Below are 26,250 nucleotides of genomic sequence, written 5' to 3'. Positions count from 1 at the left end.
CCCGGTTGCGGTGGACGGCCGCGTGGTGTTGGGCTAGCGCTGCCGGTACAGGCGGGTGGGCAGTTCGCCCAGCAGGAACCGCTCGCCGACGGCCGCGGTGGCACCGGCCGCGAGGTCGGTCTGCTCTCCGTCGTCCGAGACCAGCAGCACGCCATTGGTCGAATTGAGGTCGGTCAGTCGCCACGTCCCGTCGATCAGTTCGAGGCGCGCGTGGGTCTTCGATACCGTCTTTCCCGAGTCATCCAGCGCCACAAGCTGTGCTTCGGGATGACCCGGATCGGCGGTCGGGTTGCGCCCGAGCAGCACGACCTCACGATCGAGGGTGACGAGTTGCCCATCATTGGTCTCGAGCAGCCAGGTGGTAACCACAGGGGTCGCCGCGGTCACCACTGTCGCGGCGGGCGCCTCTGCGGGTGCCGGGACATCCACGGACGGAACCGGGACGACCGGGGCGGGAGTGGCCGGGGCGGCAGGGACGGGCACAGCCGGGGCTGCGGCAGCCGGAGCGGGCGCGGCGGGGGTCGCGGCAGGGATGGCAGGCGCACTCGGAGGGAATCCAGGGGGAGCCCCGATCAGCGGCGGCGGACCGATGCGCGTGGGCGCGGGGGTGCCGGACGGCGAACCCGCGGCGGGGATGCTAGTGGACGGCGGGGGCGTCGTTGCGGCGCTGTCCGGCGCCGAACCGAACACGGGTGGCGGCGGGGGCGGGGTCAGGGATGACGGAGCACTCACGACAAACGGCGCCGGCGGAATCGGCGGCGTGCCCGCCGCGAAGTTCGCGGACACGGGTGCGGAGACAAACCCGCCCGTGGGGGCGACCTCGGGCGCTTCGGTCGCCTCCGGGGCCGGCTCGGACTGCAGAGCCGGCGTTGTGGCGACGGCGGCGCGATCAAAGCCCAGCAGGCAGGCCCACACCGGCAGCAGGAAGATGGCCAGCACCGTGAACCCGATGCCCTTGCCGAACCGGCGGTTGATCGCGTGCACGGCGACGTAGAAGAAAACTGCACCGGCGATGCTGACGACGGGAATGAACAGCGCGATCACCCAGAGCGGAGAAACGCCGCCGAGGCGCATAACGGTGACGAGGTTGTAGATCGGCACCCAGCCCTTCCAGGCGGGCTCACCGAGCTTCTCGAAGACCTTCGACAGCCCAAGGCCGGTAGCCGCGTACACGACCAGCCCGCTCAGCGACGAGACGAGCATCATTGGGAGCAGGATCGCAGCAGCATTGTCCATGTCGTCAGGCAGCCGGATGACCCGGCCGCTCCCCCGTTCTGTGACCGATCACCGATCGGAATTCGTGGATTCTTCCGCGAGCAGGCTACTGCACCCCCAGATACGACCATTCCGCCGCGGCGAGCCGTGGCGGAATGGGGTGATGCTGGTGAAGAAGTGGAGCGGGTTACTAGCCGCGGATGGCGTTGCCCAGCTCGGTGTCGACGTTCGCGAGGGCGTCAGACGCGCTCGTGAGGAATCCGCTCATGCCGTCGAGGCCGGTAACTGCCTGGGTGACGCCCTGCGTGAAGGAGTCGTACGACGTCTGGAAGGCACCCGACGCGGAATCGGTGACGAAGCCCGACTCGACGAGGCCGTTGATCAGCGTCTGAAGCTCGGTCAGCTTCGAAATCAGGTCTTCCTTGCCCGTGATCAGGCGGCCTGCTGCATCGGTCATTTCGGTGTATGTGACGTTCAGATTAGCCATGAGATAACCCCCAAATAGGACGCCAGAAAGGCGAAGATTTCCCATCACCGTATCGTGTGACCACCTCAGGGGTCAAACACAAATTGTTACTTTGGAGGAAACAGCTACGTTTTGCCCCCGAAAGACGGCTACATCTCCAGCAGCGGTAGCTGCACACGGACGACCTTGCCGCGGGCAACGAACATGCCACGACCGGGCGGGAACTCGGATCGGCTCGCGCGCGGAAGCGGTGTCTTGAGAAGGATGTCCCCCTCAATCGGGTCCGGCTGCAGAAGCAGACCGCGGCGGGCGTTCTTGATCTCGGCGAACAACGGCCATGACGCACTCCAGGAGGCGGTCTCGCCCTCACCGATCAGCAGGTGGACGCTGCGCTTGACCTGCTTGACGAGATCGACGATCGCGGCGTCGGCGGGCGTCTGGAGGAAGTCAACAAGATTCTCGATCACGATGACGATGCGACCCTGCGTGGTGGGATCCGCGACCGCAGCAGACAGCTGCTTCGCGAGCTCGACGGCCTGCTCGACGGTGGTCGCCGCCGACGTCCACAACGCCTCTCCGGCCAGCCCCGATCGGGCATTGCCGATGTAGTACAGGCGCGCCTGGGGGTCGAACCGATGGACAGACTGCGACAGCGTCCGCAGGGCTGTGCTGCGACCGCTGGCCGGCGGCCCGGAGAGCATGAGAGTGCCCACCGGATCGAAGCCGATTGGCTGGAGCGTCTCGTCGCCGAGACCAAGCGTCGGCCATCCGTCGGCGCTCTCGGCCACGTGCACCCGGTCAGGCAGGTCGGACGCGAGGTACTCCTTGGGCAGCGCCCCGATGGCAGGCACGGGAACGACCGCGTGCAGCGAATGCGCCGAAGTTAGTCGCTTGGCGAGGGCCTGCACGGCCAGCGCCTGGTCGGACACCGATGCCGTAGCTCCCAGTACCCCGATCTGGGTCTCGAGGTCGTCAACAATGGCGCGGCCGGGGGCGGACTTGGAGCTGAGGATGTCGCTGGGGACATCGAGCATGCTGTACGCGCTGTCGTCCGCGAGACGCAGGACGATCCGGCGCTGCACGCTCGAGCTGATGGACGACGGCACCGCGCCTGAACGGTCCGCGGTAAAGGCCACGTGCATGCCGAGCTGACGCCCGTCGGACAGGATGTCCTTGAAGACGTCGTACCAGATTGCCCTGCCGCTGGCGACTTCCCAGTCGTCACGGAACGAGGGGAAACCGTCGATGAGGAGCAGGATTCGCTGCGTGTCGGCCCGCCCCGTGAGCGCGCGGTACTCGGTCACTGACGCGGCGCTCGCCTCGGCGAAACGTCGTCCGCGGTCTTCGAGTTCCGCCTTCAGCTGGCGGAACAGCCGCACGATGCGCTCGCTGTCATCGCTGCTGATGATCGACCCGACGTGCGGAAGGGCTTCGAGCATGCGCAGGCTGCCCGCGCCGAAGTCGAGTCCGTAGACGGCAACCGGTCCACCCAGGTGGGTGTCCGCAGCCGAGATGGCGAGGGTGCGCAGGGCGAGGGACTTGCCCGATCCGCCGGTGCCGTAGATGGCGATGTGACCGTCAACGTCTGGCTGAAAACTGACCGGCTGCTGGCGCTGCTGGGTCGGGACATCCGCAAGTCCCAGCACCAGCTCGGCATCGTTGTGCGACACGATCGAGCCAAGGTCCTGCAGGGTCGCGAGCTCATCGAGCCACGGCCGGCGCGGCGCGGGAATGTCGGCGGCCGTTGCGGCGCGCACAATGGATGACACGAGCAGCTGCTGATCCGTCGGGCCGAGGTCGCGCTCCTCATCTGCGTGATCGCCACGGGGCTTCTCCCACGTACTCTCACCACCGAAACGGAGTTCGGCGATGTCGATCTCCGCGCGCTCGGGAACACGGGAGGTCCACCCACCGGCATAGCCGGACTGGAACTGCTGCAGGCGGCCGGGGCCGGTCTTGGCGATGCCGCGACCGGGGATGCTCGGATCGAAGTGCGCCGCGTCCTTGGTGCCGATGACGTCGTTGCTGTCGGACTCGTCCGCCATGCGCAGGGCAACCCGCAGGTTGGTGTTGGCGCGCAGGTTGTCCTTGATGACACCCGCGGGGCGCTGCGTGGCCATGATCAGGTGAATCCCGAGCGAACGTCCACGCTGGGCGATGTCGACCACGCCGTCGACGAAGGTCGGTACGTCGCTGACGAGGGCGGCGAACTCGTCGATCACGAGCACGAGCGCGGGCGGGCTTTCCGGGTCGCCGCGCTTCTCCAGCTCGATGAGGTCCTTGGCCTTTTTGCGGTTGAGCAGGTGCTCGCGGTAGTGCAGTTCGGCGCGCAGGCTCGTGAGGGCCCGGCGCACGAGGTGCGAGCTCAGGTCGGTGACGAGGCCGACGCAGTGCGGAAGGGAGACGCAATCGGCGAAGGCCGAGCCGCCCTTGTAGTCGACGAACAGGAAGGTGACGCGGTCGGGGCTGTACTCCGCCGCCATACCGAGCACCCACGCCTGCAGGAACTCACTCTTACCGGCACCGGTGGTTCCACCGACGAGGGCGTGTGGGCCCTGGGTGCGCAGGTCGAGGTGCATCGCGTCGACACCGCCGGAACCCACGATCGCGCGCAGGCGCCCGGCACGGCGGGTGCGCAGGGGTGCCCCCGGCGTGCGGTCGTGGATGGAGGCGTTCTGTCGCCACCGGTCGATGACCGCGTCGCTCGTTTCGATCAGGTCGTGGCCGAGAAGCGTCACCATGGAGACGCTGCGCGGCAGGTCACTCGAGTCGGCGACCAGCGCGCCGGCGTCGACGACCGGCGCCATGCGCTTGGCGTACTGCAGCGCGGTGGCAGAGTCGACGAGTTCGGTCGCCACGTCCGTGATCGTCTCGCCGAGGCGCACGAACGAGACGCTGGCGACGCCCGGGGTGTCCCCCAGCTCGATGTAGGTGCGGCAGGCGGCGGGCAGGGTCGTCACGTCGGCCGCGATCCAGATCGGGTAGATCCCGGCGTCGGCACCGATCTCGGCGAGCTGCACGAGTCGGGCGCGGTCGACAGACACATCGCCCGAGATGACTACAACGATCGCGGGGATCGGCGACTCCGTGCCATCCGTCGTCGAACGTCGTCCTACTTCGCCGCCTCGCTCTTGCGCCGCGCGCTCCTGCTCCATCGCACCACGGCGACCTGCTGCCTTCTTCGCCTTGAGGCGGCCCGCGACGACCTCCTCGAGGGCGGCGAGCACGACGCTCGCGCTCGAGGCGCTGTCGGCGAGGTGTCCCCCGGCGATCGGACTCTGCGGGGACGAGGTGTGCGGCAGCCACTTGAGCCACTCGAGCTTGCTCGACCACTGCGGCGTGACCAGCGAGGCGACAGCCAGCTCGGCGGGCGAGTGCAGCGCCGTGAGTTGCACGAGGAGGGAGTTGACAGCGCCAATGGATGCCTCGGGGCTGCCTGCCACCCCCAGCGCGCCGGAGTCGAACAGGTTGTCAATGAGGGGCACGCCGGGCACCGTGGAGTGTGTCTTGACGACGACGTCGAGACGTTCCTGGAATTCCGGGAGGATCTCGCCGCGCTTCGCCGCGTCGATCGTGCTGCGGGAGCGCATGGTTCCGACACCGAGACGCACGTTGAGGAACGACCAGTGCTCGGGGCGGCGGGTCCACATCAGTGGCCCGCGGCGCATCGCGGCGTCGAGCGCCTCGGCGGTCGACGGCGATTCACTGATGCGGGTCTGCTGCTCGATCTCGCGCTCGGCCTGCATCTGCTCGTCGAGGGCCTTGAGTCGCACGTCGAAGCGTCCGACCGCCTTGGTGAGCTGACGCTTGTCCTTTGACTTGTTCATCATGAAGGTGCCGGCGAGCATCATCGGGGACATGGCAACGAAGAGGAGGGACAGTGGTCGGTGGGTGAAGATATACATCGCGAGGCCGAGCATTACCGGTGCGACAAGGGCGAGCCAGGGGAACGGGTTGTTTTCCGTCTCTGTCGGCACCTCCGGGGCTGCGAACGTCTCGCCGGCGTAGCGGCTCTCGACCCGCGGTGACCGGTTGAAGGAAACCGGGCCCGTCGTCTCGGCGCTGCCGGTTCCGGCCGCCGCCTCGGCCACCGAGATGCGCAGCTGGGTGTCTCCGATGGTCACGGTCTCGGCGCGTTCGATGCGCATGCGGCCCACGAGGCCACCGTCGACGAGCACGCCGTTCGCGGAGCCCAGGTCGATGACGTCGACACCGTCGGACACCTCGAGCCGCACGTGACGCTTGGAGACGAGGCGGTCGGTGAGGGCGATGTCGCAGTCGGGACTGCGTCCGATGACCGTCGTGCCGCGCCGCAGGGGGAATTGCTTTCCCTCGTCGGGGCCGGACAGCACGTTCACCACGGCAACCGTGGGATTCTGTCCGTTCTCGTCAGGCTGGTAGTACATGCTGGCGTCCGCCAGGGCGACGCTCGCGCCGGAGCCCACCCAGTCCTCGCCGATGGGGGCGTCCGGCGGCAGAAGCATCCACTTGTCGTCACCGGGAGCAACGGCGCGCAGCGTCAGCGCGCGGTCGTCGACGCCGGAGGAGAGCTGGGAGCGGGGATCGACCCGGGCGATGGTGGCGGCGACGTCCGAGATGCTGGCCGCAGCGTCGGTCGTGACGACGATGTCGTCGTTCTGGCCGGTGGATCGGGCGAGAGTGACCTTCAAGCGCATTGCGGGCTCCTTCGTACAATCCGACGTGCGGGTTGTGAGCCCGAATCAGGTCAACCATACCCATCGATGTGGCACCAACGACGAACGGCCCGCCACCGATAGGTGACGGGCCGTTCGTTTGGTTACTAGTTGCCTAGTTGCGGTGCCTGCTTAGTTGTAGGTACCGGGCGTGAAGTCATCCGAACTGAAGCTGTCGAAATCGACGAAGCTCAGATCGGCCTCGTTGAAGACCGACTCATCCGTGAAGATGCGGTTCGGGTAACGCTCGGCCTTGGCCTCTTCGGTTGCCTCGACAGAAACGTCGCGGTAACGCGGGAGTCCGGTACCAGCCGGGATGAGCTTTCCGATGATGACGTTTTCCTTCAGGCCCATCAGCGGGTCGGACTTGCCCTCCATGGCCGCCTGCGTCAGAACGCGGGTGGTCTCCTGGAAGGACGCGGCCGACAGCCACGACTCGGTCGCGAGGGATGCCTTGGTGATACCCATGACCTCCTGGCGAGCCGATGCCGTCTTCTTGCCCTCGGTCAGCGTTGCACGGTTGACCTCGTTGTAGCGAAGACGGTCGACAACCTCACCAGGCAGCAGGTCGGTGTCACCGTGGTCAACCACGGTTACCTTCCGCAGCATCTGGCGAACAATGACCTCGATGTGCTTGTCGTGAATCGGAACACCCTGCGAGCGGTAAACGCCCTGGACGCCATCGACGAGGTGCAGCTGAACGGCACGGACACCCTTGACGCGAAGAACTTCCTTCGGGTCGAGGTTACCGATGTGCAGCTGCGTGCCGAGCTCGACGTGCTGGCCATCCTCGATGAGGAGGGTTGCACGCTTGAGCACCGGGTACGCGATGGGCTCGTCACCATTGTCGGGGGTCAGGATCAGCTTGCGGCTGCGGTCCGTGTCCTCGATGGTGATGCGTCCTGCGGCCTCGGCGATCGGGGACGCACCCTTGGGGGTACGAGCCTCGAACAGCTCGGTGACGCGGGGCAGACCCTGCGTGATGTCGTCAGCGGAAGCGATACCACCCGTGTGGAAGGTACGCATCGTCAGCTGGGTACCGGGCTCACCGATCGACTGTGCGGCGATGATGCCGACGGCCTCTCCGATGTCCACGAGCAGACCAGTGGCGAGCGAGCGACCGTAGCAGACGGCACACACACCGACAGCGGACTCACACGTGAGAACCGAACGCACCTTGATGTTGTGCACACCCGCTGCGAGCAGCGTGTCGAGCAGAACGTCTCCGACGTCGGAACCGGCAACGGCGATGACCTCACCCTTGTCGTTGACCGCGTCAGCCGCGAGGCTGCGGGCGTAGACCGAGTTCTCGACGTTGCTGTCGCGAACCCAGACGCCAGCGGCATCCTGGTTGGCGATCGGCATGTCGAGGCCCTTGCTCGTACCGCAGTCGTCTTCGCGGATGATGACATCCTGCGAGACGTCAACGAGACGACGCGTGAGGTAACCGGAGTCAGCCGTACGAAGAGCCGTGTCAGCAAGTCCCTTACGAGCACCGTGAGTGGAGATGAAGTACTCCGCCACAGACAGGCCCTCGCGGTAGCTGTTGACGATCGGGCGAGGAATGATCTCACCCTTCGGGTTCGACACCAGACCACGCATACCGGCGATCTGACGGATCTGCATCCAGTTACCACGGGCACCGGAGGACACCATGCGGAAGATGTTGTTATCTACCGGCAGGTTGTCTTCCATTGCCTTGGCAACTTCGGCTGTCGCCTTGTTCCAGATCTCGATGAGCTCCTGGCGACGCTCGGCCTCGGTGGTCAGACCCTTGTCGAACTGGTCCTGAACCTTGGTGGCCTGCTTCTCGTAACCCATGATGATCTCGCGCTTGTTCGGCGGGGTCAGGATGTCGGAGAGAGCAACGGTGACACCGGAACGCGATGCCCAGTGGAAACCGGCGTCCTTGATCCGGTCGAGAGTTGCAGCAACCTCAACCTTCGGGTACCGCTCAGCGAGGTCGTTGACGATCGCGGAGAGCTGGCCCTTGTCGGCAAGCTCCTCGACGTACGGGTAGTCAACGGGAAGCGCCTCGTTGAAAAGCGCGCGACCAAGGGTGGTTTCGAGCAGGACCTTGTTGCCCTGTTCGAAGCCCTCGGGTGCGTCGCCCTCGGCGAAGTGCAGGTTCTCGAGACGGATACGCGTCTTGGCGTTGAGGTCGAGCGACTTCTGGTCGAACGCGAGAATTGCTTCCGCGATCGAGGAGAACGCACGGCCCTCGCCGGTGGCGCCAGGCTTCAGCGTCGTCAGGTGGTGCAGACCGATGATCATGTCCTGCGTAGGCAGGGTGACCGGACGGCCGTCCGACGGCTTCAGGATGTTGTTCGACGCGAGCATCAGGATGCGGGCCTCGGCCTGCGCCTCGACGGACAGCGGCAGGTGGACTGCCATCTGGTCACCGTCGAAGTCGGCGTTGAACGCAGCACACACGAGCGGGTGCAGCTGAATGGCCTTACCTTCAACGAGCTGAGGCTCGAACGCCTGGATACCCAGACGGTGAAGGGTAGGTGCACGGTTCAGCAGAACGGGGCGCTCGCGGATGATCTCCTCGAGCACGTCCCACACCTGCGGACGCGAACGCTCGACCATACGCTTGGCGCTCTTGATGTTCTGAGCGTGGCTGAGGTCGATGAGGCGCTTGATCACGAACGGCTTGAAGAGCTCCAGAGCCATCTGCTTGGGCAGACCACACTGGTGCAGCTTCAGCTGCGGACCAACAATGATGACCGAACGACCGGAGTAGTCGACGCGCTTTCCGAGCAGGTTCTGGCGGAAACGACCCTGCTTTCCCTTGAGCATGTCGCTCAGGGACTTCAGGGCGCGGTTGCCAGTACCCGTGACGGGGCGACCACGACGACCGTTGTCGAACAGTGCGTCAACGGCCTCCTGCAGCATGCGCTTCTCGTTGTTCACGATGATCTCGGGAGCACCGAGGTCAAGCAGACGACGCAGGCGGTTGTTGCGGTTGATCACACGACGGTAGAGGTCGTTGAGGTCGGAGGTCGCGAAGCGGCCACCGTCGAGCTGAACCATCGGGCGCAGCTCGGGCGGGATAACCGGAACAACCTCGAGCACCATGGCGGCCGGCGAGTTGCCGGTCTGGAGGAACGAGTTCACAACACGCAGACGCTTGATGGCGCGGATCTTCTTCTGACCCTTGCCGTTCGCGATCTGGTCGTGCAGCAGTTCGCTCTCCGCTGCCAGGTCGAATGCCTGCAGGCGCTTCTGGATCGACTCCGCGCCCATGTAGGCCTCGAAGTAGGTGCCGAAGCGGTCCTGGAGGTCGTGGAAGACAGCATCCTCAGGCTTGAGGTCGCCGACCTTGAGGCTGCGGAAGTCATCCCACACACGCTCAAGCTGGGCGATCTGCTCGTCGAAGGACTTACGGGCCTGGCCCATTTCCTTCTCCGCGCCATCCTTCGCACGACGCTTCTGGTCGCTCTTGGCGCCCTCTGCCTCAAGGGCAGCAAGGTCTTCCTCGAGCTTCTGGAGGCGGTCGGCGATCTTGGAATCGCGCTGTCCCTCAAGGGTCTTGATTTCGAGACGGAGCTCGTTCTCAAGGCCGGGCATGTCTTCGTGACGAGCATCAACGTCTACCGAGATGATCATGTACGCAGCGAAGTAGATGACCTTTTCGAGGTCCTTCGGTGCCATGTCCAGCAGGTAGCCGAGACGGCTCGGTACGCCCTTGAAGTACCAGATGTGGGTTACGGGAGCCGCGAGCTCGATGTGCCCCATGCGCTCACGACGGACGGAGGACTTGGTGACCTCCACGCCGCAGCGCTCGCACACGATGCCCTTGAAGCGGACTCGCTTGTACTTTCCACACGAGCACTCCCAGTCACGGGAAGGTCCGAAGATCTGTTCGCCGAACAGACCGTCCTTCTCGGGCTTCAGGGTTCGGTAGTTGATCGTTTCGGGCTTCTTGACCTCACCATGCGACCAGCGACGGATGTCGTCGGCGGTTGCGAGACCAATCTTAATTTCGTCAAACGCGTGAACGTCGAGCAATGATTTCTTCTCTCTTTGGAAACGAAAGTTTGTCGAAGGTGGGGTTAGATCTCGTCAATTGACGAGGACTCGAACCGAGTGGAGATGTTGATGCCCAGCTCCTCCGCAGCGCGGAAGACCTCGTCATCCGTGTCGCGCAGGTTGACCGTTGAACCGTCGGCCGAGAGGACCTCGACGTTCAGGCACAGCGACTGCATCTCCTTGATGAGAACCTTGAAGCTTTCCGGAATACCGGGCTCCTGGATGTTCTCGCCCTTGACGATCGCCTCATAAACCTTGACTCGACCGAGGATGTCGTCGGACTTGATCGTGAGCAGCTCCTGCAGTGCGTAAGCGGCGCCGTAGGCCTCGAGAGCCCAGACCTCCATCTCACCAAAGCGCTGGCCACCGAACTGTGCCTTACCACCCAGCGGCTGCTGCGTGATCATGGAGTACGGACCAGTGGAACGTGCGTGGATCTTGTCGTCGACAAGGTGGTGGAGCTTCAGGATGTACATGTAACCAACCGAAACCGGCTCGGGGAACGGCTCGCCGGAGCGGCCGTCGAAGAGCTGCGCCTTACCGGAAGCACCGATCAGGCGGTCACCATCGCGGGTGACTGTCGTAGAGTCCAGAAGACCGGCGATTTCCTCCTCGAGGGCACCGTCGAACACCGGGGTGGCGACCTTCGTGCCGGGAGCGGCGCTGTGCGCTGCCTCCGGAAGACGACCGGCCCACTTCGGCTTGCCTTCAACCTGCCAGCCCTGCTTGGCGACCCAACCGAGGTGGGTCTCCAGCACCTGACCGAAGTTCATTCGACCGGGGATACCGAGCGGGTTGAGGATGACGTCGACGGGGGTACCGTCCGCGAGGAACGGCATGTCCTCGACCGGAAGGATCCTGGAGATAACACCCTTGTTGCCGTGACGGCCAGCAAGCTTGTCACCCTCAGAGATCTTGCGCTTCTGGGCGATGTAGACAACAACACGCTGGTTGACGCCCGAGCCAAGCTCGTCGTCGTTCTCGGTGTTGAACTCCTTGACGGCAATGATCGTGCCGGCCTCACCGTGAGGAACCTTGAGTGAGGTGTCGCGCACCTCGCGGCTCTTCTCGTTGAAGATGGCGCGCAGCAGGCGCTCTTCGGCGGAAAGCTCGGTCTCGCCCTTCGGCGTGACCTTTCCGACGAGGATGTCGCCGGGGCGAACCTCTGCACCGATGCGGATGATTCCACGCTCGTCGAGGTCAGCCAGAAGTTCCGGGCTGACGTTCGGGAGGTCGCGGGTGATCTCTTCCTTGCCGAGCTTGGTGTCGCGCGCGTCGACCTCGTACTCCTCGATGTGAATCGACGAGAGAGTGTCGTCCTTGACCAGGTTCTGGCTCAGGATCATGGCGTCCTCGAAGTTGTAACCCTCCCACGGCATGAACGCAATAAGCAGGTTCTTGCCGAGCGCGAGCTCGCCGTTCTCGGTTGCCGGACCGTCCGCGAGGACCTGTCCAACCTCGATGCGCTCGCCTGCGGAGACGATGACGCGGTGGTTGTAGCTCGTGCCCTGGTTGGAGCGGTCGAACTTGCGCAGGTAGTAGTCCTGCGTGCCGCCCTCATCCAGCTGAATGGTGATGACGTCGGCGGAAACCTCCGCGACAACACCAGCCTTCGCTGCGGTGAGCACGTCGCCGGCGTCGATAGCCGCGTAGCCCTCCATACCGGTACCCACGAGAGGCGACTCGCTGCGCAGCAGCGGGACAGCCTGGCGCTGCATGTTTGCACCCATGAGGGCGCGGTTTGCATCGTCGTGCTCGAGGAACGGGATGAGCGACGTCGCAACGGACACCATCTGGCGCGGCGAGACATCCATGTATCCGATGGTCTCGACGGGGATGAGGTCAACCTCGCCACCCTTCTTACGTGCAAGCACGCGAGGGTCAGCGAAGCGCTGGTCGGCCGTGAGCGGTGCGTTTGCCTGGGCGACGATGAAGTCGTCCTCTTCGCTTGCCGTCAGGTAGTCGATCGTCTTGGTGACAACACCGTTGACGACGCGACGGTACGGGGTCTCGATGAAACCGAACGCGTTGATGCGAGCGAACGATGCGAGCGAACCGATCAGACCAATGTTCGGGCCTTCCGGGGTCTCGATCGGGCACATGCGGCCGTAGTGCGAGGGGTGAACGTCTCGAACCTCGACGCCTGCACGCTCACGGGACAGACCACCGGGGCCAAGCGCCGACAGGCGGCGCTTGTGGGTGAGACCCGCGAGCGGGTTGTTCTGGTCCATGAACTGCGAGAGCTGCGACGTACCGAAGAACTCCTTGATCGCGGCAACGACGGGGCGCACGTTGATCAGGGTCTGCGGGGTGATCGCTTCGATGTCCTGCGTGGTCATGCGCTCGCGAACGACGCGCTCCATGCGGGACAGGCCGGTGCGCACCTGGTTCTGGATGAGCTCACCAACGGCGCGGATACGACGGTTGCCGAAGTGGTCGATGTCGTCGACATCGAGACGAACGTCAACCTTCTTGCCATCGCGAACACCCTTGATGGTCGTGGTTCCGCTTTCCAGCGTGGTCACGTAGTCAGACGAGGTGTCGTGAAGGGCAACCATGTACTTGATCGTCGCGAGGATGTCCTCGAGGGTCAGTACGGAGTTCGACAACGGGGCGTCGATACCGAGCTTGCGGTTGATCTTGTAACGACCAACCTTCGCGAGGTCGTAACGCTTGGAGTTGAAGTAGAAGTTGTCCAGCAGGGCGCGGGCAGCCTCGGCGGCAACCTGCTCTCCCGGACGGAGCTTGCGGTAGATGTCCTTGAGGGCCTCTTCCTTGGTCAGGATGGAATCCTTCTCAAGGGTGAGGGCGATCGACGGGAACCCGGCGAACTCCTCGAGAATCTGCTCGCTGGTCAGTCCGAGTGCCTTGAGGAACACGGTGACGCTCTGCTTGCGCTTGCGGTCGATGCGAACGCCGACCTGGTCGCGCTTGTCGATCTCGAACTCGAGCCATGCACCACGGCTCGGGATGATGCGAGCGGAGTAGATGTCCTTGTCGGACAGCTTCTCGGGCGTGCGGTCGAAGTAGACACCGGGCGAACGAACGAGCTGAGACACAACGACACGCTCGGTGCCGTTGATGATGAACGTTCCCTTGATGGTCATCAGCGGGAAGTCGCCCATGAAGACCGTCTGAGTCTTGATCTCACCCGTGAGGTGGTTCATGAACTCGGCGTTCACATACAGGGGAGCGGCGTAGGTCTTGCCACGCTCCTTGCACTCGTCGATCGTGTACTTCGGCTCTTCGAGCTCCGGACCCGTGAACGACAGCTGCATCGTTTCGCCGAGGTCTTCGATCGGGGAGATCTCTTCAAAGATCTCGTCGAGTCCGCTCCGCGTGGGCAGATCGGTGCGGCCCTGGGCCGTACCTTCTTCAACGCGCTGTTTCCAGATGTCGTTACCGACGAGCCAGTCAAAGCTCTCGGTCTGCAAGGCGAGCAGATCGGGAACCGTCAGGGTGTCGGTAATCTTTGCGAAAGAAAGCCGCGATGCGTTGCGGCCATTCTTGGGGGACGTGTTGGTGGTTGCGTTGCGCGCAGCAGCCAAGGAAATAACCTCCGTGGGCCCCGTCGGGCCATAACTGTCGGTGTTGTGAGATTTGCCCACCAGAGTCTCGAATGAGATCTACCCCGCCGCTATACTCGGGGCGCGCCTGCTGTCCACAATATGACGGCAAAGGTTGTCTGGGAGCGCAAAGAACAACTATATGTCAACGCGGCACGCCGTGTCCACTTATTTCTTGACCGAAATCAGAAATTCGGCTATAAGACCGGTATTGGCTCATGATCGGCTCCCACTTCGGCGGAATTCCGCGGATTTCGGATGACCCGGAGTTGCGCAAAACCCGCCGCCCGGGTCATCCGCCCATCACCATTCATTGCCCTCGATATGGCATGGTCAGTGCATGACCCAGCGCACGATCACTCTCAAAATCAGCGGATATCAGGCAACAATCGAGCCGGATCGCTGGGTTCCGGGCGCGTACACGCTCGTGGTCGACGGCACGCCGCAGTCGCACGTGAATCTCGATGACCCGTCCGAGTTGTTTTTCGAGTACATCCAGCGCATCGGGCACGTGATCGACCAGCTCGGCATGCCCGGCGAGCCGCTGACGGCCGTGCACCTCGGTGCCGGCGCGCTCACGCTCCCCCGCTACATCGAGGCGACCCGCCCCGGCTCCCGCCAGCAGGTCATCGAGCTCGAGACCGACCTCGTGGACCTGGTGCGCGCCGAGCTGCCGTGGCCGAAGTCGGCGTCCATCCGGGTGCGGCACGGCGACGCCCGCGAGGTTCTCGGCAAGCTACCATCCGGCCTGCACGGAACCGTCGACCTTCTTGTCGTCGATGTCTTCAGCGGGGCCCGCACGCCCGCGCACGTGACGAGCATCGAGTTTTACCGCGAGGCGATCGCGCTGCTGAAGCCGAACGGCATCATCGCCGTCAATGTGGCGGATGGCCCGGGGCTGACGTTCGCGCGCAGCCAGGCAGCCACGCTGCTGTCGGTGCTCGGCGATGTCGCTGCGCTCGCGGAGACCCAGATTCTCAAGGGGCGCCGCTTCGGCAATGTCGTGATGATCGGGTCGCAGCAGACGCTGCCTCTCGAGTGGATGCCGCGACTGCTCGCCGGCGGCCCGCACCCCTCCAAGGTCGTGGCCGGCCAGGAGCTGCGCGACTGGATCGCGGGAGCACCCATCGTGACCGACCAGACGGCCATCCAGTCGCCGCCTCCGGCCAAGAACATCTTTCAGGTGCGCCCGGGCCGCGATTAGGTCCCGGGAGGCGCCCTCGCCTTCACGACGCCCGATGCCGTGGCGGGGGAAATGGCTCCACAGCTTGCCGGGCCCTGGCTTCGGGCCGCACCATGGAGCATGAAGTCTGTGCGCGCCGCGATGGCCGGGGCGGCCGTGATCGGCCTGGTTCTCGCGGGGTGCACCGCCACGGATGACCGGATGCCCCGGCCGACGACACCCGCCGCCTCGGGGTCACCGGCGCCCGCGCCATCCACCGTCCCGCCCCCCGACGACGGCGACGGCCGGCCCCGCTCCGACGGATGCCGCCGGTCCCGTACGTGCCGTCGGCACACCCACGGTGGTCGCCACGGGGCTCGACCTGCCGTGGTCGCTCGTGCGGGTGGCCGCGAGATCCACGCTCGTGAGCGAGCGTGACACAGCGAGGGTGAAGGAGATCTCCGACTCCGGCGTGGTGCGCACGGTCGGCACGATCCCCGGCGTCGTGCCCGGTGGCGAGGGCGGGCTGCTCGGCCTCGCCGTGCTCGCTCTCGGCGACCCGGGCGCACAGGGCGGCCTGCCCGGCGGCACCTCCACTCCCTTCCTCTACGCGTACACGACCACGGCGACCGACAACCGCGTGATCCGGATGCCGCTCACCGGCGCACCCGGCTCGTACGGCATCGACACCGCGGCGCGGCAGGTGATCATCCGGGGCATCCCCAAGGCCGGCAACCACAACGGCGGGCGCATCAAGTTCGGTCCCGACGGCGCCCTCTACATCACCGCCGGCGACGCGGGCCAGCGCGAGCGGGCGCAGGAGATGGGCTACCTCGGCGGCAAGATCCTGCGGGTAAACCCCGACGGCACGATCCCGGCGGACAACCCCGTCGCCGACAGCCCCGTGTATACGCTCGGCCACCGCAACCCGCAGGGAATCGCCTGGGACGACACCGGCCAGCTGTGGGCGGCCGAATTCGGCCAGGACACCTGGGACGAGTTCAACCGCATCGACAAGGGCGTCAACTACGGCTGGCCGATCGTCGAGGGCCATAGCGACGACGGCAGGTTCCGCAACCCCGTGCACCAGTGGTCGACCGATGAGGCGAGCCCGAGCGGACTCCTCTACACGCGCGGCACATTCTTTCTCGCTGCCCTCCGCGGCGAGCGCCTCTGGCGAATCGTGCCGTCCGCGGGAGCAACAACGGCCACCACCTCGGCGACCCTCACGGGAGAGTTCGGGCGACTCCGGGACGTGATTGAGGGGCCGGATGACACGATCTGGGTCATCACCAACAACACGGGCCGCTCACCCCGCCCCGGCGACGACAGGGTGCTGCAGCTGCACCTGGCCCGCTAACGCACCACGACCGCCGTGGCAGCAGACACGCTCACGACCGGCGTGTACGAGGCCCGGGACGCGGTGACCGCGACGTGGATCCGCGAACCCCGGTCGGCCGCCGTCACCGTGTAGTTCGCCCGGGTGGCACCGGGGATCGCCGTGGTGCCGCGGTACCACCGGTAGGTGAACGACGCGGCCGACGGCGAGAACGCCGGGTTCACCGCGGCGAGCGCCCGCCCCGCGGTGATGGGGCTCCGTGCGGCGCCGGCGAGCGAGGCCACCCGCGTGACCTGCAGCGCCATCGCGTCGAACAGCGACACCGTATAGCTGTGCGACAGGGTCTTGCCGGCCTTCACGATCCCGGTCACCGACACCGAGTAGGCGCGCACCTGACCGCCGGCGGCGGGAGCGATGCCGTCCACCTTCCATACGAGCGTGTCGTTGCCGTAGCCGTCGGCCGCGGCGTACCGGGTGACGGGCATCACGGCGCCCGAGGAGTCACGCACACTGATCTTCGCCGACCGGAAGTCATAGGTGCGGGCAGCGTCTCCGCTGAGCGACCAGCGGCCGTCCGGTTCCAGCTGCGACGGGAAGTATCCGTCCGTCGGCCAGCTGACCCACGCCGGATTGGCGAAGGTGCCAACCCTGGCCCGCTGTCCGATTACCCACAGCGCGTTGGACGCGGACGTCGACCCGCTGCCCATGGTGACCGCGGACGGGTTGAGGATCCACCGCCTGTGCCCCACGACCGTATTGCTGGTGCCCGGGTCATCCATGTACATATCGATTGCTTTCGCACCGCCGGCCCCGAACGCAACGTTGGAATTGGCCCCCGCCTCCCGGGCGGTCGCGGTCGAGCACAGCCATCCGTCCGGGATCTCGTGGCTGAGGTTGCGGTTGGCGTAGTACACGAGCGCCGCCTGTTGCGCCTTCGCCGACAGTGCGGCGTCGAAGCTGACCGACCGCAGCCCGGCCAGCGCGCGCACGAAGTTGATGGCGTCGAGGGTTGCCTGCTGGGCCGTAGGAGCGATCGATCCCGCCGTGCAGGTGCTCGTCGCCCCGGTCCATCCGATATCCACCCGCAGGGCGGGCTCGTAGCGGCTTCGATACGCGGATGCCACGGCCGCGCGGTCATCCGCAGGCGTCGACGCCACCACGACCGATGTCGCGTGGGCGACCTCCCGGTTCCCCGCGGGCACCAGCGCCATCGCGCCGACCACGGCCGCGGCGATCGCGGCAGCGGCAACGGCAACGCGCCGAGTCTTCTCCCCCAAGAACCTCTCCCCCGTCGAACAGGACCACTCCCCCACAGTGCGATCCCGTGCGTGACTTTCCACGCGTCGTACGCCGCAGACGTTACCGGAGGCACGCGCCGGATAGCCTCATCTGGTGGCAGATTTAACACGGGTGAGACTTTGGGCGCAGGCCCTCATCGTGTTGCACCTTCCCGAGGGCTGGACTTTCGGGTTCGACAACGCGAAGACGCGAGCCGGACTGTGCAACTACACGGCCAAACGCATCACGGTGTCGCGGTATCTCGCGGCCTTGTTTGACGACGACGACATCCATCAGGTGCTGTTGCACGAGGTGGCGCACGCGATGGCGGGCAATCAGGCCGGTCACGGTCCGAAGTGGAAGGCCGTCGCGACCGAGCTGGGGTACGAGGGCAAGCGCCTCCATTCCGGCCCGATTGCCGACGACCTGGCGCCGTGGGTCGGGCGCTGCCCGGCGGGCCACGTGCACTACCGCTACAAACGCCCGGCTCGCATGCTCGCCTGTGGGCGCTGTTCGCGCCGGTTCGATATCGCCAACGCCATCTCGTGGCAGCAGCGTGAGGTCACGGCGGCGGCCCGGCGCAGGGCACTGAACGCCGGATAGGTACTACCGGACCCTCGGGCGCGAGTGCCGGAGCCGGCGATCGCTCACGGATAATGGGGACGGTGACTTCATCCGCACCCGCAGCATCCCCCGTCCGCGCGCCGATTCTCGGGCTGTTGCTCGACGTCGACGGCCCGATCGCGAGCCCGGTCAGCCGGTCCATCGCGATCCCCAGCATCGCGACCGATCTCGCGCGACTCGCAAACGCGGGCATCCCGATCGTGTTCAACACCGGCAGGTCCGACGACTTCATCCAGCGTGAGGTTGTTCCGCCGCTGCTGGCCGCGGGCATCGACGAGGGCGTGACCCTCTACGCGGTCTGCGAGAAGGGCGCGTCGTGGTTCACCATCACCCGTGATGGCGCCAGTGAGGTGTCGGTGGACGCGTCGCTGGCTGTTCCCGAGGACTACGCCCGCGAGATCGAACAGCTGGTCGCGACGAAGTATGAGCGGTTCGTGTTCTTCGACCACACCAAGAGGGCGATGGTCTCCGTCGAGCAGCGCACGGACGTGGCATCCGCCGACTACCTGGCGATCCAGCCGGACTTTGATGCCGACGCCATCCGCGCCTTTGTTGCGCGGGGGCTGGGCGTGAGTCGCGAGGGCGCACGCTTCCCGGACGCAAACGACGGCGTGCAGTGGCGGATCGATCCCACGATCATCTCCACCGACATCGAGTCGGTGAAGCTCGGCAAGGACCTCGGAGCCGAGCGCGCCTTCGCCCTGCTGGAGGGAACCCGACCGCTGCCGCTCGAGTGGCGCACGGTGGGTGATTCGCGCAGCGACTACGCCATGGCCGACTGGCTGCACGAGCACGGGCACACGGTGTCGCACGTCGACGTGCGCCCGCGCGACGGAATTCCCGAGAAGCCGTATGCGGTGCTGACCGCGGGGGATCTCATCCACGATGACGCCGGGGCCGCGTTCCTCGAGCGCTGGACGCGCATGGTCAGCGGCGACTCGACCGACGACGACGAGGTCGGGGTCGACGAGGCCGCGTAGCCAGACTCTCGTCCGACCGCGCGGCGGCGTGGGCCGGTGCTACTTCCCCGACTGCGCCAGCAGGCCCGCGTCGAGCTGCTCGAGAATGTCTTTCCAGTGGCCGAGCATGATCTTGCGCTCCTCGCGGCCTTTGAGACGCTCCTGCTGGAAACCGATGACGGTGCCCTCCGGAGTCGCCTTCGTGTAGACGTGCAGTACAGAGTCGTGCTCCCACTCGCCGGGCTGCCAGGTCATGCGCAGACGGGCGTTGGGGCTGTAGCTGATGACGTGGCCGGCGATGTCGTCGTCGGTCTCGTAGCGGGCACCCTTGTCCAGGCGGAGTTTCGTGTTGCCCAGCCAGATCGGCAGCCCGTCACCGAGGAGAAATGCCCAGATCACGTTGGGCGAAACGCCTACGGTGCGACGAACTCCGACTTCCCAGCCGGCGTCCTTCGTGGGTCCTGTCGTGTTGTTCATGTAACCGACTATATTGGTTACGTGCGCCCTTCGATACCAACCGGCCAGTGGTTTGCCTCCCGGGACGGAGGACGCTGGTGGTTTGACTCCGGCTCCGTCGCCCTCGACTTCGCCTACACCGGCGGATTCGATGCGCGATGGGAATCTCTCAACACCCCGGGTGATCTGGGTGCCTGGTTGACGGGACGCTTTTCCGAAGTTGCCGGCGAGCCGAGCGACCGCGATCTCACGGATGCCAAGTCGCTGCGACTCACGTTTGCGCGCATGGCGCTGGCGGCAAGCCGCGGTGAGGATCCCGCGCCGGGCGACGTCGACGTGATCAACCTGTTCGCGGCGACGCCGGACATTCCGCCGGCCCTGCCCGGAGGATCCCGACAGGCCGGCCGCTCGACGGCACGCACGGGCCAGGCCATGTCGGCGATGACGCGCGACTGGGTCGAGATTTTCAGTGCGGATGCCTCGGAGCGCATCCGTCTCTGCGCCGATCCGACCTGTGGGCTTGTCTTCTACGACGAGTCCCGGTCGAACAACCGGCGGTGGTGCTCCATGCAGCGCTGCGGTAACCGCGCAAAAGTGCGCGCCCACCGCAGCCGCGCCGCTGGTTAGTCGGTGACCTTTACTTCTTTCCAGAAGGCCACGTAGTTCGAGAAGTCCTTGCCGACGCGGTCAAAGGCCGTCGGATACGGGGTGGGGTAGCTCCAGGCGCGGTCCTGCAGCACGTCGTCGCCATCCTTGACGCTGAAGTACTGGCACTCGCCCTTCCACGGGCAGGTGTAGGGGGTCGCGCTGTCGACGAGGAACTCCGACTTCACGCTGGCCGGCGGGAAGTACCAGTTGCCCTCGATGGAGATGAGATCTTCCTTGGGTGCTTCTGCGATGACAACATCGCCGAGTACTGCCTTCATGTGTTCCTCCTACGGATACGTACGCGGTCGTGCTTCGGGTGGTGCGGTGGTCGGCACGAGCCGACCATTCTCTTCAGTCAAACGTTAGGCGCGAGGGGTGAATTCCCGCAGCACGTGCAACGACGGCTGGGAGTTTGCCTCGCGAGCCTCGTCCACGAACTCCCGGCCGTGCAACGCGATGATCTTCTGTCCGGTGACCGATGCCGACAACACGTGGCTCGTCGCGTTGCGCAGCCCGACGAAGGCACCAACCGCGGCCGCGGCTTCCGGCGAGATGTAGTCGATGCCGACCTCGGCGAGCGCGTCGATGACGGCCCCGGCCGCCAGCAGGTCTTCCACCGCGAACCCACCGCCGTCGGCGCCGGCCGCAACCACGGCGACCGTCACCCGATCACCCAGCTCGGCCTGGCGATCGAGCACCCACGCGGCGATCTCGTGACAATTGCCGACGGTCCCGGCGAGCACAGCCCCGTCGTGCCGCACCTGCAACGGATCGGGGGCGAGCGCTGTGGTGAGGGCGTCGACCCAGACGAGCACGTGTGCGCCGGGCACAATCGCCGCCGCACCCGCCGGGCCCCAGTCGAATCGGATCTGATACTGGGGCTGGTTGCTGGGAGAACTCACCCAACCACCGTATCCGAGCTTCCGCCGGTGCCACACTGGGCACATGCGAGTGCTGCTGAAGATGGTGCTGGACTGCGATCCGGATGACGCCTGGCGAGCCATCCGCAGTCCCGCTGTTCTCACGGCCGTGTCTGCACCGCTCACGGTCTTCACCTCCCTCGAGCCAGGCGGGTTCCCCGAGCTGTGGCCCGCGGGCGTGCACCCTGTGCGTGTGCAGGCGGCCGGCCTCGTCACCATCGGCGTGCAGACCATCGACATCGCCTACCCCGAGCGCTCCGACGACGTGCGCATGATGCGCGACTCCGGGCGCGGACTCACCGGACCGCTCGCGCTCATCACCCGCTGGCAGCACACGATGGCCATCGCTCCCGCACCCGGCGGACGCACGCTGTACCGCGATCAGCTCGTTTTTGAGGCGGGGCGGATGACCCTGCTGCTGTTCCCCCTCTATTGGAGCTTCTGGCAGTGGCGCGCCTTCGGTATCCGTCGCCTCGCGCCGGGCTGGCGCGCGAAGTAACGGCTTCCTGAACGCCCTCGCAGGCACGCACCCCAGCGGCCGGTCTAGCCTGACGGACATGACTTCCCCCGTAACCCTCATCACCGGCACCTCCTCCGGAATCGGACTCGAGATCGCCGTGCAGGCCGCCGCCGCCGGCCACACCGTCGTCGCGACAATGCGCAACCTCACGAAGGCCGATGCCCTGCGCGCCGCCGCCACCGCCGCGGGCGTCACGCTCGATATCCAGCAGTTGGACGTGACGGATGGCACGTCCATCGCCACCCGCATCGACGCAACCATCCGCGACCACGGCCGCATCGACGCCCTGGTCAATAACGCGGGCGCCGGCCACGTCGGCACCATCGAGATCGAGGGCACGGCGGCCGTGCGCGAGGTGATGGAGGTCAACTTCTTCGGAGTCGTCGCGCTGACCGAGGCCGCCCTGCCGCACCTGCGTGCCTCGGGCGGACGTCTCGTCACCGTCACGAGCGTCGGTGGCGCCGTCGGCCAACCCTTCAGCGAGGCCTACTGCGCGGCAAAGTTTGCCGTCGAGGGGTTCATGGAGTCGCTCGCCCCGGTGGCCGCGACCGTCGGCGTGCGGGTGAGCGTCGTCGAGCCCGGTGCCGTTGGCAGCGACTTTGTCGCCAACATCGGAATGGATGCCCCGGCCATGGTCGCCGCGTCGGGACCCTACGGCCCCGCCCTCAGCGCCTACCTCGCGCGCTCCCGCCAGTCCTTCTCGGCAGCGCAGTCATCCGCGGATGCCGCGGCCACCATCGTGACGCTGCTCGGAGCCGAATCCCCCGCACCCCGCATCCAGACGTCCGCGGGCGCCACCGCCTTCGTCGGAACCAAGTACTCGGATCTCGACGGCAGCGCCGTGGTGGGAATGACCTCGTCCTGGGTTGCGGCCGCCCAGTAGAGCCGGCACACGCCCCACCCGGCGCCACCACGGTCAATCGGACTACCGTTAGCGCATGACTGCTTTTGAGGTCGCCGACTGGCGCCGCCGCGTTTTTGCCATGTACGAAGCCGTCCGCGCGGAGAAGGACCTGTACGCGGCCCACGATCTCTGGCGACGCACGCGGGATGAGCTGTTTGCGAGTCATCCATCGACCCCATTGCTGCCCGAGGACATCGCCGACTTCACCGGGCTTCCCACGCGGCCGTATGACCCGGCCTGGCGCTTCGAGGTCGAGCTGACGCCCGCAGAGCCCGCGCACTTCGACTTCGAGACCGGCACCGACGGGATCGTTCCGTTCGAGCGCATCGGTATTGCCGAGGTGCCCGGGGTCGGCTCGCTCGACGTGTGGCGGCTGACCACCTACGGCGGAGGCATCTTCATTCCCGTAAAGGACGCGCTGTCGCGGGTTCCCGGAGGCACGTACGGCGGAGGTCGCTACCTCGTCGACAGCATCAAGGGAGCAAACCTCAACGAGGACGGCACCCCGAACACCCTCGTTCTCGACTTCAACTTCGCGTACAACCCGTCGTGCGCCTACGACCCTGAGTGGGCGTGCCCGCTGGCGCAGCCCGGCAACACCGTTGCCGTGGAAATCCCGGTCGGCGAACGCTATGGAACCGCTGCCTGAGGGTGAGTCCGCGTCCGTTCTGAGCGGAATTCGCAATCAGCGGCTATGCTGGAGGTACTTGCGAGTCCATGACGGACTCCCTGCGTCGTTGAACGCATGTCCCCAGTCGAGTAAAGCCAGGACTAACCTCCGGGCCAAACCTCGAAACGAAGGACTCTTCTCTTCTCGCTGAGTCTTGTTGTGACATCCACTGTTGCTCAAGAAAATCGGCTCGAGATCTTTCTCCGGCGAACGGATGTGGCCTACGCCACCTTCGCCATTGTGACTGGTCTCGACGCACTTCTGCGCCCGGGCCATCCATGCCCGAAAGGCAACACCTTTGTCTGAAACAGAAACCTCCTTTAGCGCGCTCGGTGTTCCGGCTCCCATGGTTGCGGCTCTCGCCGCCCAGGGAATCGACAGCCCGTTCCCCATCCAGATCGACACGCTGCCCGACACCCTCGGCGGCCGTGACGTTCTCGGACGCGGAAAGACCGGCTCCGGCAAGACCCTCGCGTTCTCCATCCCGATGGTCGCCCGCCTCGGTGGCAAGCTCGCTGGCGGCGCCCGTCGCCCGGGTCGCCCCCTCGCGCTGATCCTCGCACCGACCCGCGAGCTCGCCACGCAGATCACTGTCGCGCTTACCCCGCTCGCCGACGTCTACGGCCTCAAGTCGACCACCATTTTCGGTGGCGTCAGCCAGCAGCGCCAGGTCGCGGCCCTCAAGGCCGGTGTCGACATCGTCGTCGCCTGCCCCGGTCGCCTCGAGGACCTCATGAAGCAGGGCTTCGTGAACCTCGACTCCGTTGAGATCTCGATCCTCGACGAGGCCGACCACATGGCCGACCTCGGATTCCTTCCGGTCGTCACCCGCATCATGGACAAGACCCCGCAGGACGGACAGCGCATGCTGTTCAGCGCGACCCTCGACAACGGCGTGGACAAGCTCGTTCGCCGGTACCTCCACAACGAGGTGCTGCACTCGGTCGACGAGGCCAACTCGCCCGTCGCCGCCATGACCCACCACGTGTTCGAGGTCGATGGCGCCGAGACGAAGCGCGTTCTCATCGAGAAGCTCGCGTCCGGCAGTGGACGTCGCATCCTCTTCATGCGCACGAAGCACCACGCCAAGAAGCTGGCCCGCCAGCTGACCGACAGCGGAATCCCCGCCGTCGACCTGCACGGAAACCTCTCGCAGGTGCAGCGTGACCGCAACCTCGCGGCGTTCTCCGCCGGCGACGTCAAGGTGCTTGTGGCAACGGATGTCGCGGCGCGCGGCGTTCACGTCGATGACATCGAGCTCGTGATCCACGTTGACCCGCCGGCCGAGCACAAGGCATACCTGCACCGCTCGGGTCGTACCGCGCGTGCCGGTGCCGCCGGTGACGTCGTCACCCTCGTGCTCCCCGAGCAGCGCAAGGACACCGCGCAGCTCCTGCGCAAGGCCGCGATCACCGTGACCCCGCAGCAGGTCAACGCCAACTCGCCCGCCGTCGCCGCACTCGTCGGTGACGTCGCTGCCTACGTCAAGCCGCTTCCCCGCGTCGAGACGCCGGTGCGCGGACAGTCGCAGGGTGGACGCTCGCAGGGCGCCAACGCTCAGCGCAAGCGTGCCAACCGCGACGGTTCCGGCCAGGGTGGCCGCGATGGCCAGCCGCGCCAGGAGCGTTCGGCTCGCCCCGCAACCGAGGGTGGACGTCCCGCCCGCCAGGGTGGCTCCGGCCGCGCTGCACAGGGTGGATCGGGTCGTCCCGCACAGGGCGGCCAGGGCAACTCCGGTGGCGGCAAGATCCAGGTCGGCGGCCTCGTCCGCATGAGCCAGGCCGGCGGCGCCGGTCGTCGCGGTGGCGGACGCTGAGCCTCACCCCTCACTCCGCTTCCTAACGGGTAATCCGTTCGGCGGCAACAGAAACACATTTCGCAGAAGCTCCACAGCAGGCGCTCCATCAGGGCCGGTTCACCGCACACCGCGGGGAACCGGCCCTGTGCCGTTAACGACGGGCTACGCTGGCGCCGTGAACACCGCCGTTGATGCCTCCGCCGTAACTCCCGCCACCCCGCCGACTCCGGTCGATCTGGCGCCAGACCTCACCTTCTACCCGGCGGCAGCCGGAGCATCGGGACCCCTCGTGCTCGTGCTCCCCGGCGGTGGCTACATGATGCACGCCGATCACGAGGGCGAACCCATCGCGCGCTGGCTGAACGGGATCGGCATCAACGCACTCGTCGTGCGCTACCCGATCGCCCCGGCGCGCTACCCGTCCGCCATCGACAGGGTGCGTGAGGTGATGGATGCCACGCGCTCCGGCGAGCTCGACCTCGCTGTCGACCGCACCCGCGTCGGCGTCCTGGGTTTCTCCGCCGGTGGACACCTGGCCGCCCTCGTGTCGTCCGGCCTCACGACCGGCGGTCCCGACGCCCGACCCGATACCCGGCCGGACCTCGCGATCCTCGCCTACCCGGTCATCTCGTTTATCGAGAACCCGCACCTGGGCTCGATCGAGAACCTCCTCGGGCCGCGCACGACACCCGAGCAGCGCACGAGCCTCAGCGCCGAGCTGCTCGTGGACGCATCAACGCCGCCGACGTTCGTCTGGCACACGGCAGAGGACGCGGCCGTGCCGGTGAGCAATTCGCTCGCCTATGCGAGCGCACTCGCGGCCCGGGGCATCCCGTTCGACCTTCATGTCTTCGAGCGCGGAGAGCACGGCATCGGGCTCGGCGATCCCGACACCCCGGCTTCGGCGTGGCCGTCGCTGTGTGCCGCGTGGCTCAGCGAGCACGGCTGGACGGGCACCGCCGGCCGGTAACGCGAAAACGGGCGTATCCGCTGAAA

Annotated in this window: 20 protein-coding genes; 10 read left to right on the top strand and 10 right to left on the bottom strand. The window is 66.2% G+C overall.

Annotation, left to right across the window (positions count from 1 at the left end; genetic code table 11):
- Positions 1 to 33 precede the first annotated feature (33 nt).
- The 5 genes from HB677_RS11585 to rpoB all read right to left on the bottom strand — a co-directional run bounded on the left by HB677_RS11585 (position 34) and on the right by rpoB (position 13,958).
- Positions 34 to 1,236 (bottom strand): DUF5684 domain-containing protein, encoded by a 1,203-nt coding sequence (locus HB677_RS11585; protein WP_213815874.1) that lies wholly within the window; start codon positions 1,234 to 1,236, stop codon positions 34 to 36.
- A gap of 169 nt (positions 1,237 to 1,405) precedes the next feature.
- Positions 1,406 to 1,702 (bottom strand): WXG100 family type VII secretion target, encoded by a 297-nt coding sequence (locus HB677_RS11580; RefSeq protein WP_213815873.1) that lies wholly within the window; start codon positions 1,700 to 1,702, stop codon positions 1,406 to 1,408.
- Between the two features lie 128 nt (positions 1,703 to 1,830).
- Positions 1,831 to 6,357, bottom strand: coding sequence for an FtsK/SpoIIIE domain-containing protein (locus HB677_RS11575; protein ID WP_213815872.1), 4,527 nt, complete (start codon positions 6,355 to 6,357; stop codon positions 1,831 to 1,833).
- Between the two features lie 150 nt (positions 6,358 to 6,507).
- Entirely contained in the window at positions 6,508 to 10,389 is a 3,882-nt protein-coding gene (locus tag HB677_RS11570; protein WP_213815871.1) for a DNA-directed RNA polymerase subunit beta', read from the bottom strand.
- 44 nt (positions 10,390 to 10,433) lie between these two features.
- Complete coding sequence (gene rpoB, locus HB677_RS11565) at positions 10,434 to 13,958, bottom strand: DNA-directed RNA polymerase subunit beta (RefSeq protein ID WP_213815870.1); 3,525 nt, start codon at positions 13,956 to 13,958, stop codon at positions 10,434 to 10,436.
- Positions 13,959 to 14,316: 358 nt separating this feature from the next.
- Here rpoB and HB677_RS11560 point away from each other — a divergent pair, with 358 nt between their 5' ends.
- Positions 14,317 to 15,180, top strand: a complete 864-nt coding sequence (locus HB677_RS11560) for a spermidine synthase (RefSeq protein ID WP_213815869.1) — start codon at positions 14,317 to 14,319, stop codon at positions 15,178 to 15,180.
- 213 nt (positions 15,181 to 15,393) lie between these two features.
- Here the strand turns inward: HB677_RS11560 and HB677_RS18855 are convergent, their stop codons facing one another.
- The gene (locus tag HB677_RS18855; protein WP_307852585.1) at positions 15,394 to 15,579 is read right to left on the bottom strand and encodes a hypothetical protein; all 186 of its coding nucleotides are present in this window, start codon (positions 15,577 to 15,579) and stop codon (positions 15,394 to 15,396) included.
- Between HB677_RS18855 and HB677_RS11555 the strand changes: the two genes are divergently transcribed.
- Positions 15,500 to 16,498 carry a PQQ-dependent sugar dehydrogenase gene (locus HB677_RS11555; protein WP_307852577.1) on the top strand — a complete coding sequence of 333 codons (999 nt, stop codon included), beginning with the start codon at positions 15,500 to 15,502 and terminating at the stop codon, positions 16,496 to 16,498. The two genes, HB677_RS18855 and HB677_RS11555, sit on opposite strands and share 80 nt — an antisense overlap.
- Here the strand turns inward: HB677_RS11555 and HB677_RS11550 are convergent.
- Positions 16,495 to 17,754: a CAP domain-containing protein gene (locus tag HB677_RS11550; RefSeq protein ID WP_213815867.1), complete on the bottom strand. Its 1,260-nt coding sequence runs from the start codon at positions 17,752 to 17,754 to the stop codon at positions 16,495 to 16,497. The genes HB677_RS11555 and HB677_RS11550 overlap by 4 nt on opposite strands.
- Positions 17,755 to 17,869: 115 nt before the next feature.
- On the opposite strand from HB677_RS11550, the gene HB677_RS11545 reads away from it, so the two are divergent.
- Positions 17,870 to 18,358, top strand: a complete 489-nt coding sequence (locus tag HB677_RS11545; protein WP_213815866.1) for a SprT-like domain-containing protein — start codon at positions 17,870 to 17,872, stop codon at positions 18,356 to 18,358.
- A 53-nt stretch (positions 18,359 to 18,411) separates the two neighbouring features.
- On the top strand, positions 18,412 to 19,359 hold the full coding sequence (locus tag HB677_RS11540; protein ID WP_213815865.1) for a hypothetical protein: 948 nt from the start codon (positions 18,412 to 18,414) through the stop codon (positions 19,357 to 19,359).
- 39 nt (positions 19,360 to 19,398) lie between these two features.
- On the opposite strand, the gene HB677_RS11535 is transcribed toward HB677_RS11540, so the two are convergent.
- Positions 19,399 to 19,815: an SRPBCC domain-containing protein gene (locus HB677_RS11535; RefSeq protein ID WP_213815864.1), complete on the bottom strand. Its 417-nt coding sequence runs from the start codon at positions 19,813 to 19,815 to the stop codon at positions 19,399 to 19,401.
- 21 nt (positions 19,816 to 19,836) lie between these two features.
- Between HB677_RS11535 and HB677_RS18850 the strand changes: the two genes are divergently transcribed.
- Complete coding sequence (locus HB677_RS18850) at positions 19,837 to 20,421, top strand: CGNR zinc finger domain-containing protein (RefSeq protein ID WP_213815863.1); 585 nt, start codon at positions 19,837 to 19,839, stop codon at positions 20,419 to 20,421.
- Here HB677_RS18850 and HB677_RS11525 read toward each other — a convergent pair.
- Together HB677_RS11525 and HB677_RS11520 are read right to left on the bottom strand one after the other, a co-directional pair.
- Positions 20,418 to 20,720: a DUF427 domain-containing protein gene (locus HB677_RS11525; RefSeq protein ID WP_213815862.1), complete on the bottom strand. Its 303-nt coding sequence runs from the start codon at positions 20,718 to 20,720 to the stop codon at positions 20,418 to 20,420. The genes HB677_RS18850 and HB677_RS11525 overlap by 4 nt on opposite strands.
- Before the next feature lie 84 nt (positions 20,721 to 20,804).
- Positions 20,805 to 21,344: a 2-phosphosulfolactate phosphatase gene (locus HB677_RS11520; RefSeq protein WP_213815861.1), complete on the bottom strand. Its 540-nt coding sequence runs from the start codon at positions 21,342 to 21,344 to the stop codon at positions 20,805 to 20,807.
- A 43-nt stretch (positions 21,345 to 21,387) separates the two neighbouring features.
- On the opposite strand from HB677_RS11520, the gene HB677_RS11515 reads away from it, so the two are divergent.
- From HB677_RS11515 to HB677_RS11495, 5 genes are all read left to right on the top strand, one after another.
- Positions 21,388 to 21,861 carry a hypothetical protein gene (locus HB677_RS11515; protein WP_213815860.1) on the top strand — a complete coding sequence of 158 codons (474 nt, stop codon included), beginning with the start codon at positions 21,388 to 21,390 and terminating at the stop codon, positions 21,859 to 21,861.
- Between the two features lie 58 nt (positions 21,862 to 21,919).
- Entirely contained in the window at positions 21,920 to 22,765 is an 846-nt protein-coding gene (locus tag HB677_RS11510; protein WP_213815859.1) for an SDR family NAD(P)-dependent oxidoreductase, read from the top strand.
- Between the two features lie 55 nt (positions 22,766 to 22,820).
- Entirely contained in the window at positions 22,821 to 23,435 is a 615-nt protein-coding gene (locus tag HB677_RS11505; RefSeq protein ID WP_213815858.1) for a DUF1684 domain-containing protein, read from the top strand.
- A 367-nt stretch (positions 23,436 to 23,802) separates the two neighbouring features.
- Entirely contained in the window at positions 23,803 to 25,272 is a 1,470-nt protein-coding gene (locus tag HB677_RS11500; protein ID WP_213816000.1) for a DEAD/DEAH box helicase, read from the top strand.
- Positions 25,273 to 25,429: 157 nt separating this feature from the next.
- Positions 25,430 to 26,224: an alpha/beta hydrolase gene (locus HB677_RS11495; RefSeq protein WP_307852575.1), complete on the top strand. Its 795-nt coding sequence runs from the start codon at positions 25,430 to 25,432 to the stop codon at positions 26,222 to 26,224.
- Positions 26,225 to 26,250 lie beyond the last annotated feature (26 nt).

Source organism: Glaciihabitans sp. dw_435 (genome assembly GCF_018449675.1).
Lineage (GTDB): Bacteria > Actinomycetota > Actinomycetes > Actinomycetales > Microbacteriaceae > Glaciihabitans.
Note: the sequence above shows the minus strand (reverse complement) of the source record. Positions and strands in the feature narration are given on the sequence as shown.

Excerpts from the sequence above, each read along its gene's own strand:
- HB677_RS11575 (WP_213815872.1), bottom strand. The coding sequence starts at position 6,357 with ATGCGCTTGAAGGTCACTCTCGCCCGATCCACCGGCCAGAACGACGAC.
- HB677_RS11560 (WP_213815869.1), top strand. The coding sequence starts at position 14,317 with ATGACCCAGCGCACGATCACTCTCAAAATCAGCGGATATCAGGCAACA.
- HB677_RS11510 (WP_213815859.1), top strand. The coding sequence starts at position 21,920 with ATGACTTCCCCCGTAACCCTCATCACCGGCACCTCCTCCGGAATCGGA.
- HB677_RS11525 (WP_213815862.1), bottom strand. The coding sequence starts at position 20,720 with ATGAAGGCAGTACTCGGCGATGTTGTCATCGCAGAAGCACCCAAGGAA.
- HB677_RS11540 (WP_213815865.1), top strand. The coding sequence starts at position 18,412 with ATGGGGACGGTGACTTCATCCGCACCCGCAGCATCCCCCGTCCGCGCG.
- HB677_RS11505 (WP_213815858.1), top strand. The coding sequence starts at position 22,821 with ATGACTGCTTTTGAGGTCGCCGACTGGCGCCGCCGCGTTTTTGCCATG.
- HB677_RS11515 (WP_213815860.1), top strand. The coding sequence starts at position 21,388 with ATGCGAGTGCTGCTGAAGATGGTGCTGGACTGCGATCCGGATGACGCC.
- HB677_RS11535 (WP_213815864.1), bottom strand. The coding sequence starts at position 19,815 with ATGAACAACACGACAGGACCCACGAAGGACGCCGGCTGGGAAGTCGGA.
- HB677_RS11580 (WP_213815873.1), bottom strand. The coding sequence starts at position 1,702 with ATGGCTAATCTGAACGTCACATACACCGAAATGACCGATGCAGCAGGC.
- HB677_RS11585 (WP_213815874.1), bottom strand. The coding sequence starts at position 1,236 with ATGGACAATGCTGCTGCGATCCTGCTCCCAATGATGCTCGTCTCGTCG.
- HB677_RS11500 (WP_213816000.1), top strand. The coding sequence starts at position 23,803 with ATGGTTGCGGCTCTCGCCGCCCAGGGAATCGACAGCCCGTTCCCCATC.